Here is a 17,036-nt window from a genome sequence, read left to right on the forward strand (position 1 = left end):
GAAATAGAACTTCTTTTTTTCATTAATTTTGCAGTTGATATTAGACCTTTAATTTAAATCCAAATAAAAATGAATTTCACAAAATCAATAGCAGCGATAGCCCTTGCAGGTCTTTTATTTGTAAGTTGCAAAAAAAACACTGAAAAAACTGCTCCAACTACAACAGCTTCAACAGAAACTACTGCTCCAAAAGTTAAAAAAGAAATTGCAGCCGCTAATTTGCAAACAGCCAGTTTTAAAGTAGAAGGAATGACTTGCGCGATTGGTTGCGCAAAAACAATAGAAAGCGAATTATCCGATCTCGATGGCGTACAAAAAGCTACCGTAGATTTTGACAAAAAACTGGCAACTGTAACTTTTGATAAAACGGTTCAAAATCCTGAAAGCCTAACTAAAGTTGTTGAAGAAACGGCTGACGGTAAAACATATAAAGTTTCGGATATGAAATCGTAATCGAACTATTACATTTTATAAAAAAAGCTTCTCAAATTTGAGAAGCTTTTTTTATAAAATACTATTTCCACTTTAAGGTTTCCATCAATCTTTGCATATCATTTTTGACATAACTCGCTGCTGGCATAATAGAATCAAAATTAGGTTTAGCATAGAAATAAATAGAGCCGGTTACAAAATGTTTTGTACTGTCCGTTGCATAAAACTGTGAGTTAGTGGCCGCGTTTCCATCAACCTGATAAAACATACCATACACCTTTTTTTGAGGATTTAAATAGGGTTGTTCCAATATATCATCTGCTTTTATAACATGTTCGTAAGTAAGTTTTTGAGCATCACGCAACAATTTATTAATATTATTATTCACTGGCTTATAAGTCAGATAAATAGTGGCTTTCATTTTTGGATATGTAATGGTAAATCCACAATCTTTTTCCCCTTTGATAACAGCCTCCGAATTCATCTCGAAAGCAAATGGACATTCATTTTCGAAATTTACATATTTTGCTTCCGGATAATCCAATCGTAAATAGCTTGATGGTTTTGGTATAACATCGTCTTTACAGCTAAAGCTCAATAATGATAGTAGTATTGTTGAAAAAGTGATTATTTTTTTAAACATTTTTAATTATTCAATCGTTACTTTTATTTGTTTAATTCGTTTTTTGTCTACCGCTTCTACCGTAAACAGACAGTTTTCAAATGCGATGTTCTGATCTTTTTTTGGAAAATTTCCTAAAATCTCAAGTATAAATCCAGCCAACGTTTCGGCTTCTCCTTTTTTAATTTCGAATAATTCTTCGTCTACATCGATAATTCTATAGAAATCTTTTAGATTTATTTTCCCTTCAAAAAGATAATTTTTATCATCAATTTGAGAAAAATTGATATTATCATCATCAAACTCATCACTGATATCACCAACGATTTCTTCGATTACATCTTCCAAAGAAACTAAACCGGAAGTTCCTCCGTATTCATCAACTACAATGGCCAAATGACTTTTCATACTTTGGAAATCCTTCAACAAATTGTCTAATTTTTTATTTTCTGGAACAAAAAACGGCTCTCTTAATAACGACTTCCAATCAAATTCACTCGTATTAATATGTGGCAATAAATCTTTCACAAACAAAACGCCTTCTATCTGATCTATATTGTCTCGGTAAACAGGAATTCTGGAATATCCTTTTTCTATGATTTTTGGACAAATAACTGAAAATGGTTCGTCTATTTCTAAAGCAAAAATATCAATTCTGGGACTCATCACCTGTTTCGTATCTGTATTCCCAAAACTTACAATTCCCTCTAATATTTTTTGTTCATCAGAAGTTGTTTCATCTGAATCTGTCAGTTCCAGTGCCTGTGACAATTGATTTACGGAGAAATTTGTTTTTTGTTTTCCCAATTTATTATGCAAATAAATAGTGATTTTACGCATTGGAAAACTTATTGGCGAAAGTAATTTATCAAGCGCCGCTACAGGATACGCAATCAACTTGGCAAACTTAATATTATTTCTGCTGGCGTATACTTTTGGCAAAACCTCTCCAAACAACAGCAATAGAAAAGTAACTACAATTACTTCGAGAATGAATTTTAAAATAGGTGAATTTACAGCGGCAAACAAATTTTTTCCAACAAATGAAAACAAAATTACAACTCCAATGTTGATAAAATTATTAGCGACAAGAAGTGTAGCTAAAAGCTTTTTGGGTTTTTCTAAAAGATCTGAGATGATTTTTCCTTTTGAAACATTTTCCTGCAACGTTTCGTCAATGTCTTTTTGCGACAATGAAAACAATGCCACTTCAGCTCCCGAGACAATTGCAGAACAAAAAAGTAAGGCAAATATGCCAACAAAACCAAACACCAAGTCAGTGTCTATGGCGTAGGCAAAAAATAAACTGGGCTCTGGGTCCAAATTAAAAAAGATTAGTTAAACATCAAAACGGCAAATCATTGATTGGCAAACCGTTGTTTTGCGGGTCAAAGTTAGTGTTTTTTACGGATTCTGAATTTTGAATTTGTTTGTTGTTCTCGTTATCCTTTTTTGTGGTTAAAAAAGTAAACTCGGTTACTTGAATTTCAGTTGTGTATTTTGTAGAACCATCCTCCGCTTGCCATTGTCGCGATTTCAATCGGCCTTCTACATATATTTTATCTCCTTTTGAAAGATACTTTTCACAAAGTTCGGCCGCTTTATTGCGCACGACCAAATTATGCCACTCTGTAGAAGTAATTTTTTCGTTGGTAGTTTTATTAATATAAACTTCATTTGTTGCCAATTGAAATCTACCGATACAATTTCCTCCATCAAAATAATGCATTTTGACATCATCACCAAGATGACCTATCAACATAACCTTATTCAATGTTCCATTCATAATAGTAGAATTGTTTTTCTATCAAAGATACATTTTTTTAGAAACTTTATAAATCCTTTTCAATAAAATTATGAATCACAATTGGGAAAGGGAATGTTATTAAAGTCACAGCATCTATTCCGTTTTCAATTGTTCCTTTTACATTTACTTTCCAAAACTTAATATGCAAATGTTGGTGCGATAATTTATGAATGATACTCTTTTCGTTACACTCCATTATACTGACAATCCCATTATTAGCGAAAAACTCTTTTTGAATACACTCCGTAATAAAATCAAAGTCTTCCACTTTTTCAGTTTCTATCAAAGGGAACTCGTATAAATTATGCCAAATTCCTTTATCAGTTCGCTTTTGAATTATTGTATTTTCATTCTCGTCATTGACAACCAAATAATTAAAAAAGCGATTCCTTACTTTCAGTTTCTTAGATTTTACCGGCAATTGATCTACTTTGTTTTTTTGCAAAGCGGCACAACTTTCGTTAAAAATACAAATACCACAATTCGGACTTTTAGGAACGCATTGCAAGGCACCAAACTCCATGATAGCTTGATTGAAAATCGCGGGATTGTCTTTTGGCATTAATTCAAAAGCCAGGGCAGCAAATTCTTTTTTGGCGGAAGCCGCAGCAATATCAGTTTCAACATCAAAATAACGCGACAAGACCCGGAATACATTTCCATCAACAACAGGAACTACTTCATTATAAGAAAAAGAAGCAATTGCGGCAGCGGTATATTCTCCAATTCCTTTTAATTGCAACAAGTCCTTATAAGTAGTAGGAAAAACTCCTGCTAATTCATCTGCTACATGCTGTGCCGTTTTGTGTAAATTTCGGGCACGGGAATAATACCCCAAACCTTGCCAAAGTTTCAAAACTTGCTCCTCATCGGCTTTCGCCAAATCAAAAACAGTAGGAAATGCTGCTGTAAAAGACAGAAAATAAGGCATCCCCTGAGCGACTCTTGTCTGTTGCAACATAATTTCCGAGAGCCAAATAGGGTAAGGATTGGTTGTATTCCGCCAAGGCAAATCGCGCTTATTGCGTAAATACCATTGTATTAGCAAGTTAGAAAAAGTCATGTTTTAATTATTTGTTGGCAAAAGTAAAAGTTTATGTTATTAAAATTTAATCAATTAGCTTGAATAATTGTTTTTTAAATTCCTATATTTGCAAACTCAAAAAAATAGTACAACATAATAAATAGGAAAGAAAATGACGAAAGCAGATATCGTAGCAAAAATTTCAGAAAAATTAGGTCTTGAAAAAGGAGATGTGCAAGCAACTGTAGAGACTTTTATGAATGAAGTAAAAAATTCATTAGAAACTGGAGACAATGTTTATTTAAGAGGTTTTGGAAGCTTTATCGTAAAAACTAGAGCAGAAAAAACAGGTAGAAATATCTCTAAAAATACAACAATAAAAATTCCTGCACACAATATACCAGCCTTCAAACCTGCAAAGGTTTTTGTTGAAGGAGTAAAGATAAATAACGAAGCAAAATAATATAATTAATTAATCATAAAATCTTCAAGATATGCCAAGCGGTAAAAAAAGAAAGAGACATAAGGTAGCAACTCACAAACGTAAAAAAAGAGCGAGAGCTAACCGTCACAAAAAGAAAAAGTAGTTTTAAACTACTTTTTTCTTTTTAAACGTTCATTGAAATTTGGAAAAAAGATTGCAGATTACAGATTACAGATTGCAGTTCACACTGCTGCCTGCTAACTGCTAACTGCCAACTGGATTCCATCCGGGTTCAATACCTGTTAAAATATTGTTTAATCCATTTGTTCGCTTCGGCGAATAGATAAAAAATTTACAGCGTGAATAAAGAATTAATCATTAGATCTAGTTCTGAAGCAGTAGATTTTGCCTTATTAAAAGATGGAAAACTAATTGAATTACACAAAGAAGAAGAAAAAAGCAACTTCCAAGTTGGTGATATTTTTATTGCCAAAATTAGGAAACCCGTTGCTGGACTTAATGCTGCTTTTGTAAATGTAGGCTTCGAAAAAGATGCTTTTTTACATTATCATGATTTAGGCCCTAATTTATCTTCCCAACTGAAATTCATAAAACTTGTAAGCGCAGGTAAATTAAAAGATTTCTCCCTAAAAAACTTTCAGTTTGAAAAAGAAATAGACAAAGATGGTACCATTACTGATGTTTTGAGTGCCAATCAATCTATTTTAGTACAAGTCGTCAAAGAACCAATATCTACTAAAGGCCCAAGAATTAGCGCTGAGCTTTCTCTAGCCGGAAGATTTATAGTTTTAGTTCCGTTTTCTGACCGCGTTTCTATCTCTCAAAAAATAGAAGACAAAAAGGAAAAAGAACGCTTGAAACGATTGGTACAATCCATCAAACCAAAAGGATTTGGTGTTATTGTTCGCACAGTAGCCGAAGGCAAAAATACAGCCGAATTAGAAAAAGATTTGCAGAACCTGCTTAGCAGATGGACTGCAATGTGTAAAAAATTACCAACTGCTCATCATCCGTCCAAGGTATTAGGAGAACTCAACAGAGCCTCTTCTATATTAAGAGACGTATTTAATGATACCTTTAGTGGTATTCAAATTGATGATGAAGAGTTGTTCAACCAAACGAAGGATTATTTGCAAGAAATTGCACCTTCAAAACAAACAATTGTTAAGTTTTATCAATCAAATGACACGCCAATTTTTGAGAAATACAACATAGAGAGACAAATCAAAACTTCTTTTGGAAAAACAGTATCCATGAGTAAAGGGGCTTATCTTATTATCGAACACACTGAAGCTTTGCACGTTATAGACGTAAATAGCGGAAACCGTTCTAATAAGGCTACCAACCAGGAAGATACAGCCATGGAAGTGAATATGATTGCTGCTGCCGAAATCGCAAGACAATTGCGTCTTCGTGATATGGGTGGTATCATTGTCGTTGATTTTATCGATATGTCTAATCCAGAAAATCGTAAAGTTTTATTCGAATTCCTTCGGGAAGAAATGAGCGATGATAAAGCAAAACATAAAATCTTACCTCCGAGCAAATTTGGATTAGTCCAGATTACAAGACAAAGAGTAAGACCAGAAGTAAACATTAAAACTAGAGAAGAAGATCCAAACAATGAAAATGGAGAAATTGAAGCTCCAATATTAATCATTGATAAAATTGCTTCCGATCTAGAAAGAGTTTTAAAAAATCACAAAGAAGTAGTACTCAATGTACATCCATTTGTGGCCGCATACCTTACCAAAGGTTTTCCATCATTACGTTCAAAATGGTTTCTTGAACATAAAAAGTGGGTGAAAATCATACCTCGTGACGCTTACACGTATTTAGAATATCATTTCTACGATAAAAAAGAAAATGTTATTATAGAATAGATTCTGAAATAAATTCAGAATAAAAAACCGCCTTTCGTGAGATTGGCGGTTTTTTTATGCGTTATTGCGAAAGAAACGAAGCATACTTTACTATTGATGTTTTCGGCTATTATATTAGCTATTTATATATAAAAATCATATATTTGACTACTATATTAGCTGTAAATGAAAAATTATTCCATAAATAAAACACCCTCAGAAGTTCAATTAGAACTGGCCGAAAGGTTACGGAAAATCAGAAAAGATAAAAAGATTTCGCAATCAGAATTGGCGGATAAATCAGGCATTTCGTTGGGAAGTATTAAGAGATTTGAACATACAGGAGAAATATCTTTAGCATCATTACTTAGACTGGCACATCTTTTTGACAGATTAGATGATTTTGATGCCGTTTTTAAAACCAAAGAGGATTTGAAAGAAATAGAGAAATTATTTAACCGATAATTATGGAAAGAATCCAGAAAATAAAAGCATTTCTAAATCTAAATGATACTAAAACCGAAATTGGAACTATGGTAGAAAACCAAGGCAAAATCTATTTCAAATACCACCCGGATTTTATTTCATGCGGATTGGAAATTTCCCCTTTTAAAATGAAATTATCCAATGAAATTTTAACACCAAAAGAAACTCATTTTGAAGGCCTATTTGGTGTTTTTTCAGATTCTATTCCGGATGGCTGGGGTAGATTATTATTAGACAGAAAGTTGCTCTCTATGGGAGTGAATTTAAACGACATCACTCCGTTAGACCGATTGGCTTACATAGATAAAAACAGTGGTGGAGCGATTTCTTACGAACCTGAATATATAAACAACTACGCTAATTTTAATGCGGTAGATTTAGATCAGATTTCTAATGAAATTGAAACCGTTCTGAACGGAACTTCAGAAGATATAATTGAAGAACTATTTAAACTTGGCGGTTCATCAGGCGGCGCAAGACCAAAAATATTGGTTGGTTTTAATCCAAATACCAAAGAATTACTTTATGGTAAATCTGATTTACCGCAAGGTTTTGAACATTGGATAGTAAAATTCCCATCTTCTAATGATTTAACTGACATTGCTTTAATTGAATATACCTACAATCAAATGGCGCGAGCTGCTAGAATTGAAGTCAATGAATTCCGATTGTTTAAAAGTAAAAAAGGCAGGTATTTCTTTGGAAGTAAGCGGTTTGACCGAATTCATAATAAAAAACTTCATTTGCATTCTGTAGCGGGATTATTGCATGACAATTTCAGAATGAGCACTTTAGATTACGGACATATTATGGATTGCGCTTTCACGTTAGAAAAAGACTTCAATGTTTTTATTAAAGTCCTACGATTAGCCACTTTCAATGTTTTGGCCCATAACCGAGATGACCACAGCAAAAACTTTTCTTTTTTAATGGATAAAAACGGCCATTGGAAATTGGCACCTGCTTATGATTTAACTTTTTCCAACTCGTCTTATGGTTTTCACAGCACAACCGTTGCAGGTGAAAGTAAAAATCCAACTTTGGAACATTTGACAGTATTAGCCAAACATTTCGGAATTAAAAATCCTAACCCCATTTTTGAAGAAGTAAAAGAGGCTATTTCTCAATTTGGCATATTAGGAACAAATAATGCAATTAGTACCGATTCCATGAAATTGATAAGTGGTAGTTTGAGATTCAAATAAAACTAAAAACTGACTTTCGTGAGATTGGCGGTTTTTTTATGCGTTATTGCGAGAGAATCGAAGCAATCTATTTTTAGAAACTATTCCAGCTATCCATTGCAATCTTTTATCCCTAAAAATCGGGATAAAAGGATTTTCACTTCTATCTGGGCTAGGGCATACGGATTCTTAAAGAAATTTACTTTCTCTCAATCTCAACTCTCCTTCTAATTTTATTTCCAAACTCGTCCTCAACAGTACTATAATAAAAACCCGTGTTGGCTTCAACTAAACCTAAACCAAAAAGAGCCAAGTTATACTTAAATGTAATACATTTGTAGTAACTCAATGCTCTAATATTATGGAAAGTCAAAACAAAAAAGTCATTTTTAGAAATGTTAAAGAAACTTCAAGTCTTATTGTTGCCGGTAGAAAAGCGGCTCAAAAAGCTATTCGTGAAAATAGAATTTTGGGATTGTCCTTTACTTTTACTAAAGGGAATAAAGTATATAGAGAAGAAGGCAGCGGAGAAGTTGTTTTTGTAAAGCCAATCGCTGCAAGAAAATCTCTAAATATTAAAAGAGGAACTATTCTTTATGCCAAGTCAAAATAGAGTTCGCATTTATGCTGGACCAAATGGTTCTGGCAAAAGTTCACTTTATGATGTAATCAGTAAAGAATATATTTCTGGAATATTTGTTAATGCTGATTTGATTGAAAGACAACTAAATACAATCGGTTTTGTTGATTTAACCGAATTTAATCTAAAAATCAACCCTTCTCAATTAGATATTTTTAAAAAATCACCTTCGAGTATTTCACTTATTAAAAAAGCAATAAGCGAAGGATATAAAATTGATGTCGGTCTAAAAGACAACTTTATTCTTAATAAACCAAAATCTACTAATAGTTATGAAGCTGCATTTGTAGCATCATTTATAAGGCATTCATTACTTGAAGTAAAAAGAGATTTTACTTATGAAACCGTAATGAGTGACCGTTATAAGTTAGATGAAATTACCCAAGCCAATACCTTAGGTTATAAAACATATCTCTATTATATATGTACCGATGATTTTGAAAAAAATATTGAACGAGTAAAAAACAGAGTTTTAAAAGATGGTCATGACGTTGATGAGGAAAAAATAAAAAAACGTTATTTCAAAACTCTTGATAACTTGGCAGACGCTATTAAACTTGTTCATAGAGCTTATATTTTTGACAATTCGGGTGATAAATATGAATTATTAGCGGAAATTTATAAAGGAACAGCATTTAAATTTCATACTGAATCAATTCCACAATGGTTTGAAAAGTATGTTTATAATAAGTTTGAATTTTAGAAAAAACCAAACAAAAACCGCCTTTCGTGAGATTGGCGGTTTTTTTACGCGTTATTGTGAGAACAAGTCAAATCAAGAAACAGCAATTTTAGTGGTGACATGTTTGATTCCACCTGATGGATGGATTCAAACTTGGATTGAAAACCACAAGTGGTATGGGTAAAATATTAGTTGCTATTTTTACTTTCTTCCTCTTTCCTTTTCAAAAGTTCCGAAAAAACAAACACAGGATCTTCACCGGTTTCAATCAAATTATTAAAGGACCAAAAGCAATCTTTCGTTAATTTAAAATGCGTGTCAGTATCTGAATCTATTTCTCCAGAGAACAAGGAATAGGTTAATAAATCCCTAAAATATTCAAATTCAACATAATTATACTTTACACTCACCTTAACGACACCAAAACTCAATAATCCATTAAAATGGGATGCTAATACTAATATATCATTAGTTCGTTCATCATCAAAATTAGATAGAATAATTGCCCTAAATATTAATTTTTCATCCGTTACAGTATAGGTGAAATTGACATTATTATTCTCATCCACTTCAAAAGAGCACCCAATATGTTTGTCTTTGTCGAATTGTCCAAAATTCCATTTAGCACTTTTATGGTATTTAATAAGGTCCTTCCAAACAAAATCAGCGGACTTATTTATATTTAAAACCCTATAAATCCTCCGACTTGAAAATTTAATTTTGCTAAAAACAAACCTTGTTTTTCTCCTAATAAAATTTTTAAATGGAGTTATTGAAATGAAACCGAATGACAATAAACAAACAAATACTAAAAACCGAACTAATTCCATAATACGCATTTTAACAATTAATATAAAGCTGTATCTATCTTTTGATATCTATTAATATCCAAAAACCAAAAAGGTAACCCTTGATTAAAATATTTCTACTCCAACAACACAAATCCAGCCCAGTAATAAGGAGAATATTTCGCTTTCATTTTACCCTGTGCCGTTTGAAAAGCTTCGTGAATAGTTTTGCCGGCAAAACATTCAGTGTAGAAATTATCAAAAAGTTCAGCCGTCTGTACATCTGGTACTTTCCACAAACTCATAATGATATTCTTGACACCAGCCATTTTAAAAGCTCGCTGCAAACCAAAAACACATTTACTAACCAAGAATAACTACTATTTCTTTTGGATTCAATTGTATTGGAAAATCAGCTTTAGATAAAATGTTATATATTCTATAATTATTGTATTTCATAAATTACTGGTGCCGTTCTTGGTAATAATATATCTGTCCCAACCAATTTTATTTTAATTTCAGAAATGATTATTTGATCACCACTTCTTAATTTTGAAAGAACAGATTTACATTGTGCATTCAATTTGTTTCCTTGAACTACAATAGTTGGATACCCTACTACTTTAAAATTAAATCCAATAATATTCAATCCAACTTCAAAATCAAAATCAGGTAATATAGCCCCAATTGTTAATATCTCTAAATTTGATTTAGGTCCTTTTACAATACCTATTTCGCCTCTTAAAGTACCTGATGGACTAGGAATTCCTAATATTCTAAATGTCTTTTTGTCTGTCACTTTATTTCCACTTGGCAATGTTCCTGTTACATTAATAACTACTTCAGAACCAGATTGTGGAATCATATTGTATCTTCCTGGTTTCCCAGCATAAGTTAATCCTGATGCACTTGCAACAATTTTACTAGGATCAATTCCTTCAAAAGACACAGAAATTGGGTTAACAATTCCTCTGTACACTACATTCATTTTGTCGGCAGAAATGATAGCTGAATTTGGTCTTGGAACAACAACATATCTTCCGGAAAATTTAAGCGGTATTTCTTTACCTGCTCCCATGATATTAAATTGACCGTTAATTTTTTGCTCTCCAATATCTCCAGCAATTAATGAAATAACAACTTCACCATTTTCAATTTTAACTGGACCTATCAGATCAGTAAATAGAATATTTGAATCAATTTTGCCCAAAACTACTTTACCTGTAACTTTTTCTCCTTGGAAATAAGTATTTTTATCTAAAACAACAATTGTTTGATAATTGTTATTAACAGCGATGCCGACAGACTTTTCTTTTATAGATGGAATAAAATTGTCATTAGTTGTCAAAAGTTTAAAATTATAAATACTAAGCGAAAGAATAATGCAAGCAGCAATAAAGTGCTTTAGCCAGGATAATGATATAATTTTTGGTTCTTTTAAAATAGACTTAATTTCAACTTCACAATTATTTGAAGGAGTTGATTGATCAGAAGTTCCTGAATCTTTTTTTTCAGAATGAACAAGATCTGCTTCTCCCAATGCTTTATTCCATTGCTTAAACTTTTCTCTCAAATCTTCACGCCCTTTTTTTTTGGTTACATTGGCAAGATCGGAATCCGAAAGTTCAAAAGTCAAGCGTTCATAGCTTTTAGGTAAATCTGTTTTAATGCGTTTGCGTTCCACACTTTTGATCGCTTGTTGCATCGTTTGCAAAAATTGAACTTCTTTCAAAAAAACGGCATTATTCGTTTCTAACAAATAGTTGGTTGCATCAGAAGTTTGTCCTAAGTCATAATTTTCGGCTAATCCTTTTAAGAATTCACTGTATATATTAGGTAGTTTGTTAATTATTTTTTCGGGATAGTCTAATTCAAAACTGTAAATATCAGCATAAATCGGTTTGGCATCTTCTTCAAAATGCAATAAATCATAAACCAATTTTTCCCAAATAAAGGAATCAACTTTCTTTTCAGAAAACTTGGGGTCTTTTTCCAGTTTAGGGAGTAAGATGTTTTTTATTACAAGAGTTGTTTCCAATACTAATTATTCAATTCGTTAAATGCCATTTTTTCTAATCGCTTTTGGCATCTTCCTTTTTGATTTTTGGTATTATCAGAATTACTGTAACCAAAATGTTTTGTCAATTCTGTCATCGATTTTTTATGATACCAAAACAAAGTCAGCAATTCATAACAATGGCCTCCAGCTTCTTTCATGATTACCAAAGCACGTTCAATAGCTGTAAACTGAGATTCTTTTAGATCCTCTATTTCTTCTAAAGAATCTGTAATCGACAATCTATAACTCATTGGATGATCTTCATCATCGTCTTTACCGATATGCTCTTCGTAATCAGAATTTCCCTTTTCTTTTCCTAATTTATTCAACAATTGAAAACGACAAACTGAATTTAAATAGGTTTGTAAAGAAGCCGTTAATTCAAAATTACCCGCAACTATTTTTTCATATAATACCAAAATAGCATCGTGAAAAACATCATCCAATTCATAATCACTTTTAGAACCGTTGGTCATTTTTCGCATAAACTGGATGCAATACGATTTACATCTTTTGTAAACTTCTCCCAGATAATCTTGATTCTGTTGAATAAATTGTACTAATTCGGGATCGGTCAAGTGTTCAAACTTCGTTGCGGTACTCTTTGGCATCAATAACTATTTTGCAGTTCGTATTAAAAACTTTACAAAATAAGAATAATTTTTTAGATTCTTCCGAATTAAAGAAAAACAATCTCTCAAAAATTTTTAAGAGATTGATACTATTTAAAAATTATTGTTTAATAAGAACAGATCCGGGAACAGCGGTCCATTCAATACTAGTATTAGATAATTTCCTGAAAGAATAAATTATAGATTGACCCGCAAAATATTTTATTTCGGCGGTGTAAGCTGCAGCTGTAATAGTTTCTTTAACCGTAACGCCATTGCCAGGTTGCCTATATTGATTTACGAATTCTTGCTGGCATTGTTTAAAACTTTGAGTAGTCATACAAAAATCATTTGCAGCGAATGTAAATAAAACTCCCGAAGAACCAGCTCCTTCAAGTCCCCAATTGCCTTGAATCCAAACTGGAGGATGAAAATCTGAATTAGATACTTTGGTTGTATCGTCTGAATTGGAGCATGATAATAAAAAGAATAAACTGCATAATAAAAGTGCTTTTTTCATAATAATTTGGTTTTAAAAGCCTCAATCCTTTGATTTCATTCGTCAAAATATTGATACTATTTGATAGGTCAATGATTTTATTAATTGTTTACGTAAGTCTTGTTTCCGTTACTGTTGATATAATATTGTCCTCCTCTTGAACCTGTATAAATGGTTTGGGTCGAACTATAACTTGGAGCTGAATAAGTAGAAGGAGTTGAAGACGTTGAAGACGTGTAACTTCTGTAAGTTGGTTCGGAATAACTTGAAGATGAATAACTGCTCGGCGTACTATAAGTAGAACTTGATCTTGTTGAAGTGTAACCGTCTCTAGGTTGAGTCCCTGCTGTACCTGTATAAGGATTTACATTTCCCACAGTACTATAATTGTCGTTTCGGGTATAATTTGGTGCTGTTCTTTGATGAGGTTGAACATAAGTGCCATTACTTCTGTAATAACCTCTAACAGAAACTTGGGCAAAAGATAAAGCTGTAGTAAATAAAAACGCGATAAGGAAAAGTAAATTTTTCATAATAAGTAAATTTAAAATTGTTAATGATTATTTGTTTATACTCATTAATACCGGAATAGTAAAAAGGTAACCCTTGATTTTAAATATTTTTTTAATTTTATTTACAAACTCCACAAATCCCTTTATTTATGAGGGTTTAGAAGATGTTTTTTTTGTTTTATTTTTCTTAAAATTTATACTTCAACAGAATGGTTGTCACTTTTTTTAATAAACAATTATAAAATGAAGACACAATAAATTTATTTATCATACACAGTTAAATCCAATGTTCCTTTCATAAATCCTCTATAGACAAGTACATTTAGATTTTCGGGGATAATAGTCATTTTAAAATAAACGCCTTGAAGTTTATATATTTTCATTAATTCTACTTTTGCAGTTCCTTTCTTATTGTCATAGGTGTTGATATAGCCCCATTGGAAATAAAACAAATCAGTTTCATAATTTTTATCATCACCTTTTATGTGTTTTTCTTCCATTGAATAGATGAAACCATAACTTTGAGTATTATTCTTTTCCCAAAAATTAGCCATATAAATGGCTTTGGATGCCATGTCTTGATAGATTACTAAATAAGTATTTTGTTCTAATAGTGTTGGGGTAATATCTAGACCATTTTCAGTACCATCAGAGATTTGGAATTTGGCGATAATTTCATGGGTTTTGACTTTTTCTTGTGCTTGAAGTATCGAACTACAAGTAGTACAAATAACAAATAGGGTCATTATAAAATGTTTCATGTCAAATTTCATTTATAGTTTATTAAATGGGATAAAAAACCAACCCGAACTCTGGGTTGGTTTCAAAAAAAAAACAAGGGTAACAAACAAACGTATTAGCGTAATTGTTCTAATAAGTTAGAACTCATATCGGTTTTTGAACCATTCAATATAAATTTTGAAACAGAAACTCCGGATTGTGTCAACCATTTTTTCCAGAAATAAGTGATTTTTTCCGTTTGCAAAATATCGTTGGCTTTCTTACCGGACAATCCGGCTACAATCCATTTGGTGTTTTTTTCTAATTTTATGGGTAACAAACCATATTCTTTTGATTCTGAAATTTGTTTCCAATCGGAAGTGTTCAACTCATTCAAAAAACGGGTACTGGTATATTTATTTTTATCTTTGATAACGTGATCCTGACTTTCAAAATCGCAATAACCATCCGTAAGAACTAATACTATATTTTCAAAACCAGCTTTACTCAATCCTTTTCCGTTGTCGTGCATATAGGCCCAAATATCAACTCCGAAATAAGTATTGGAAACTTTTCCAAATAAGGCTTCTTTTTTAAGTGTATTAAGCACTTTAGGCAACGATTGTGATAAAGCCAAGAGCGATTTGTTTTTGTCTTTCACATCAGTTTCATCCAGATAAATTTGCAGTAAATCTTCATAATGGTCTAAATTCAAAGGACTATTTTTTTGAGGAATAATTTTTACGGAAAAACGGTCTTTAGAACTTAGAACCAAATTGCGCCTTGCCTTTTTTTCGAAAGCTTTAAAATATTTTTCAATCAAATAAAAGTCTTTATCGAGTTGTTCGGGTAAGAGAATGCGATCACTCAAATCTATAATGACAGTGTAGTTTGATGGTTTTGGTTTTTCTTTGGTTTTCTCTTCTTTACAGGATGTGAATAAAAATGAAGTCATTAATAATAGATTTAGGGTATATAGGAAGTTTTTCATGATTGTATTTTTTAAAATGTTAGAAATAATTAATTAAGGATAGCGATCTCTGGATTAAATTGTGACTGCATAAAGTCATTAAAAGTCTCCTCACATCTTACTTTTTCTACACCCAAATCACTGGTTCCATTCAAGAATTGACGCCACCCCATATAGAAACTGGTCAAGTTTTGTGATAATGCATCAGGTCTGAGCATACTGTTTTCTAGATCTTGTTTCAATTGCTCCAATTGCGAAAAGAGGTTTTTTATTTGCGTTTCCAATTCAATAATTTTGGTTTCTAACACTTGCAACTCCACTTGTAAGGTTGTAATTTCTTCTTTCAATCCTTTGATTATTAAAGCAGCTCTTACATCTCCTGTTTTCTTATTCTTTTCTTTGAGCATCATTTCAAACATGTAACCCCAAACTAAATAAGCACAGAAGCCAAAAAGCAACACCATATAAAAGTTGATACTGGAATAAAAATGCCAATCGACATCAGCAACACCCGCCATAACTTTTAAATCATGGATACCTAAATCAATTTTATAAGCCATCAGAGAGTCAGCTATAAAAGCGCCAAAAACCGCAAGTCCAATATTTAACTTTTTATACTGCCCCTCTATATTATGGGGTATTAACCCAATGGCAAAAAATAAGAAAGCACCCAGATAAACTATGATTAGTGAAGGTGATGCGGTAAAAATACCATTCACATCAAAAATACTATCCAGATACAAGGCAATGTCGTCGCCAGCTGTTTTGATTATGGTTCCTGCATTTCTGAAGAAGGAAGCATATATTGCTGAGGCATAGAAAAACAACAGGTAAAAAGACAACACAACCGTTAAACCGGCATACATAAAATACTTTTCAGCTTGATAACCAGTTTGAACTTTATTGTCTGCCAAGTCAATTCTGGTTTGTTGGATTTCATCATTCAACTCCTTAATTTTTTTCTCGACAGAAGGCTTGACAACTTCAATCGTAGTCCTTTTTTCTCCGGCTAATTTTTCTTTTTCATCTTCTTTAACAATAATTTTGTTTTTAACCTGTTGTTTTAAAAGAAGCTGTTCGTTTTCATTATAGGTTTCATCAACAAGGTGACCGTCTTTAATCCATTTTAGATAGGTCTTTAAGGAAAGATAATCCCCGCGATTCAACCCTGCTTTCTCAAAAGCATATTCTCTAAAGCTTTTTACACGTTCTACTTTTTGTGTGGCAACAGCATCTATTTGAGCTTGAAGATTGTCGTTTGTAGTTTCAACTGCTGATTCTGATTGGTTGTTAGTAAGTTCCATAGTATTTGTTTTTTCTTATTAATATGGAAAAGACAAAAAGGTAACCCTCCCTAAGAAGAAAATTTTAATTTATGACTAGAAATAAAGGTTTTCCATCATTACGTTCAAAATGGTTTCTTGAACATAAAAAGTGGGTGAAAATCATACCTCGTGACGCTTACACGTATTTAGAATATCATTTCTACGATAAAAAAGAAAATGTTATTATAGAATAGATTCTGAAATAAATGTCTAGTCCTGAAATAGTGATACAGGATTAATAAAAATAAAAGTACAATTTTTAAACAGTAGTAAGCAACAGTTTACTACTGTTTTTTATTTTATAGGTTCTCATTTTAATTTGTTTTTGTAGATGCATTTGATTCGGGGTCAGCATATAATTTGAATAA

21 protein-coding genes are annotated in these 17,036 nt (G+C 32.1%); 8 read left to right on the top strand and 13 right to left on the bottom strand.

Annotation, left to right across the window (positions count from 1 at the left end):
- Window positions 1-69: 69 nt before the first annotated feature.
- A complete protein-coding gene (locus ACM55K_RS06735) occupies window positions 70-453 on the top strand; it encodes a heavy-metal-associated domain-containing protein (RefSeq protein ID WP_416849460.1) in 384 nt (127 codons plus the stop codon).
- Between the two features lie 61 nt (window positions 454-514).
- Here the strand turns inward: ACM55K_RS06735 and gldD are convergent, their stop codons facing one another.
- From gldD to mutY, 4 genes are read right to left on the bottom strand one after another with little or no spacing between them, the layout of a single operon-like run.
- Window positions 515-1,075, bottom strand: coding sequence for a gliding motility lipoprotein GldD (gene gldD / locus ACM55K_RS06740; RefSeq protein ID WP_416849461.1), 561 nt, complete (start codon window positions 1,073-1,075; stop codon window positions 515-517).
- Between the two features lie 6 nt (window positions 1,076-1,081).
- A complete protein-coding gene (locus ACM55K_RS06745; protein ID WP_416849462.1) occupies window positions 1,082-2,377 on the bottom strand; it encodes a gliding motility-associated protein GldE in 1,296 nt (431 codons plus the stop codon).
- Between the two features lie 22 nt (window positions 2,378-2,399).
- Window positions 2,400-2,840: a single-stranded DNA-binding protein gene (locus ACM55K_RS06750; RefSeq protein ID WP_416849463.1), complete on the bottom strand. Its 441-nt coding sequence runs from the start codon at window positions 2,838-2,840 to the stop codon at window positions 2,400-2,402.
- 46 nt (window positions 2,841-2,886) lie between these two features.
- Window positions 2,887-3,924 (bottom strand): A/G-specific adenine glycosylase, encoded by a 1,038-nt coding sequence (gene mutY / locus ACM55K_RS06755; RefSeq protein WP_416849464.1) that lies wholly within the window; start codon window positions 3,922-3,924, stop codon window positions 2,887-2,889.
- Between the two features lie 133 nt (window positions 3,925-4,057).
- On the opposite strand from mutY, the gene ACM55K_RS06760 reads away from it, so the two are divergent.
- From ACM55K_RS06760 to ACM55K_RS06785, 6 genes are all read left to right on the top strand, one after another.
- The gene (locus tag ACM55K_RS06760; protein WP_016989051.1) at window positions 4,058-4,348 is read left to right on the top strand and encodes an HU family DNA-binding protein; all 291 of its coding nucleotides are present in this window, start codon (window positions 4,058-4,060) and stop codon (window positions 4,346-4,348) included.
- Between the two features lie 320 nt (window positions 4,349-4,668).
- Entirely contained in the window at window positions 4,669-6,213 is a 1,545-nt protein-coding gene (locus ACM55K_RS06765; protein WP_416849465.1) for an Rne/Rng family ribonuclease, read from the top strand.
- Between the two features lie 165 nt (window positions 6,214-6,378).
- Window positions 6,379-6,657 carry a helix-turn-helix domain-containing protein gene (locus tag ACM55K_RS06770; RefSeq protein ID WP_416849466.1) on the top strand — a complete coding sequence of 93 codons (279 nt, stop codon included), beginning with the start codon at window positions 6,379-6,381 and terminating at the stop codon, window positions 6,655-6,657.
- 2 nt (window positions 6,658-6,659) lie between these two features.
- Entirely contained in the window at window positions 6,660-7,883 is a 1,224-nt protein-coding gene (locus tag ACM55K_RS06775; protein ID WP_416849467.1) for a type II toxin-antitoxin system HipA family toxin, read from the top strand.
- A gap of 340 nt (window positions 7,884-8,223) precedes the next feature.
- Window positions 8,224-8,475 carry a hypothetical protein gene (locus tag ACM55K_RS06780; RefSeq protein WP_416849468.1) on the top strand — a complete coding sequence of 84 codons (252 nt, stop codon included), beginning with the start codon at window positions 8,224-8,226 and terminating at the stop codon, window positions 8,473-8,475.
- Window positions 8,459-9,205: a hypothetical protein gene (locus tag ACM55K_RS06785; protein WP_416849469.1), complete on the top strand. Its 747-nt coding sequence runs from the start codon at window positions 8,459-8,461 to the stop codon at window positions 9,203-9,205. Before ACM55K_RS06780 ends, ACM55K_RS06785 begins: the two co-directional genes overlap by 17 nt.
- A 167-nt stretch (window positions 9,206-9,372) precedes the next feature.
- Here the strand turns inward: ACM55K_RS06785 and ACM55K_RS06790 are convergent, their stop codons facing one another.
- From ACM55K_RS06790 to ACM55K_RS06830, 9 genes are all read right to left on the bottom strand, one after another.
- The gene (locus ACM55K_RS06790) at window positions 9,373-10,014 is read right to left on the bottom strand and encodes a hypothetical protein (RefSeq protein ID WP_416849470.1); all 642 of its coding nucleotides are present in this window, start codon (window positions 10,012-10,014) and stop codon (window positions 9,373-9,375) included.
- A gap of 95 nt (window positions 10,015-10,109) precedes the next feature.
- Entirely contained in the window at window positions 10,110-10,343 is a 234-nt protein-coding gene (locus ACM55K_RS06795; protein ID WP_416849471.1) for a CHAT domain-containing protein, read from the bottom strand.
- Window positions 10,344-10,417: 74 nt separating this feature from the next.
- Window positions 10,418-12,010, bottom strand: a complete 1,593-nt coding sequence (gene porM / locus ACM55K_RS06800) for a type IX secretion system motor protein PorM/GldM (RefSeq protein WP_416849472.1) — start codon at window positions 12,008-12,010, stop codon at window positions 10,418-10,420.
- A 2-nt stretch (window positions 12,011-12,012) separates the two neighbouring features.
- Window positions 12,013-12,642, bottom strand: coding sequence for a sigma-70 family RNA polymerase sigma factor (locus ACM55K_RS06805; RefSeq protein WP_416849473.1), 630 nt, complete (start codon window positions 12,640-12,642; stop codon window positions 12,013-12,015).
- A 121-nt stretch (window positions 12,643-12,763) separates the two neighbouring features.
- Window positions 12,764-13,162, bottom strand: a complete 399-nt coding sequence (locus ACM55K_RS06810; RefSeq protein WP_416849474.1) for a hypothetical protein — start codon at window positions 13,160-13,162, stop codon at window positions 12,764-12,766.
- A gap of 80 nt (window positions 13,163-13,242) precedes the next feature.
- Window positions 13,243-13,674 (bottom strand): hypothetical protein, encoded by a 432-nt coding sequence (locus tag ACM55K_RS06815; RefSeq protein ID WP_416849475.1) that lies wholly within the window; start codon window positions 13,672-13,674, stop codon window positions 13,243-13,245.
- A gap of 239 nt (window positions 13,675-13,913) precedes the next feature.
- Window positions 13,914-14,414, bottom strand: coding sequence for a hypothetical protein (locus tag ACM55K_RS06820; RefSeq protein WP_416849476.1), 501 nt, complete (start codon window positions 14,412-14,414; stop codon window positions 13,914-13,916).
- Window positions 14,415-14,509: 95 nt separating this feature from the next.
- Window positions 14,510-15,364 (bottom strand): hypothetical protein, encoded by an 855-nt coding sequence (locus tag ACM55K_RS06825; RefSeq protein ID WP_416849477.1) that lies wholly within the window; start codon window positions 15,362-15,364, stop codon window positions 14,510-14,512.
- A 29-nt stretch (window positions 15,365-15,393) separates the two neighbouring features.
- Complete coding sequence (locus tag ACM55K_RS06830; protein WP_416849478.1) at window positions 15,394-16,647, bottom strand: cell division protein ZapB; 1,254 nt, start codon at window positions 16,645-16,647, stop codon at window positions 15,394-15,396.
- Between the two features lie 71 nt (window positions 16,648-16,718).
- Between ACM55K_RS06830 and ACM55K_RS06835 the strand changes: the two genes are divergently transcribed.
- The gene (locus tag ACM55K_RS06835) at window positions 16,719-16,862 is read left to right on the top strand and encodes a hypothetical protein (protein ID WP_416849488.1); all 144 of its coding nucleotides are present in this window, start codon (window positions 16,719-16,721) and stop codon (window positions 16,860-16,862) included.
- Window positions 16,863-17,036: the final 174 nt, after the last annotated feature.

Origin of the sequence: Flavobacterium arabinosi (genome assembly GCF_048158725.1) — a bacterium.
GTDB lineage: Bacteria > Bacteroidota > Bacteroidia > Flavobacteriales > Flavobacteriaceae > Flavobacterium > Flavobacterium arabinosi.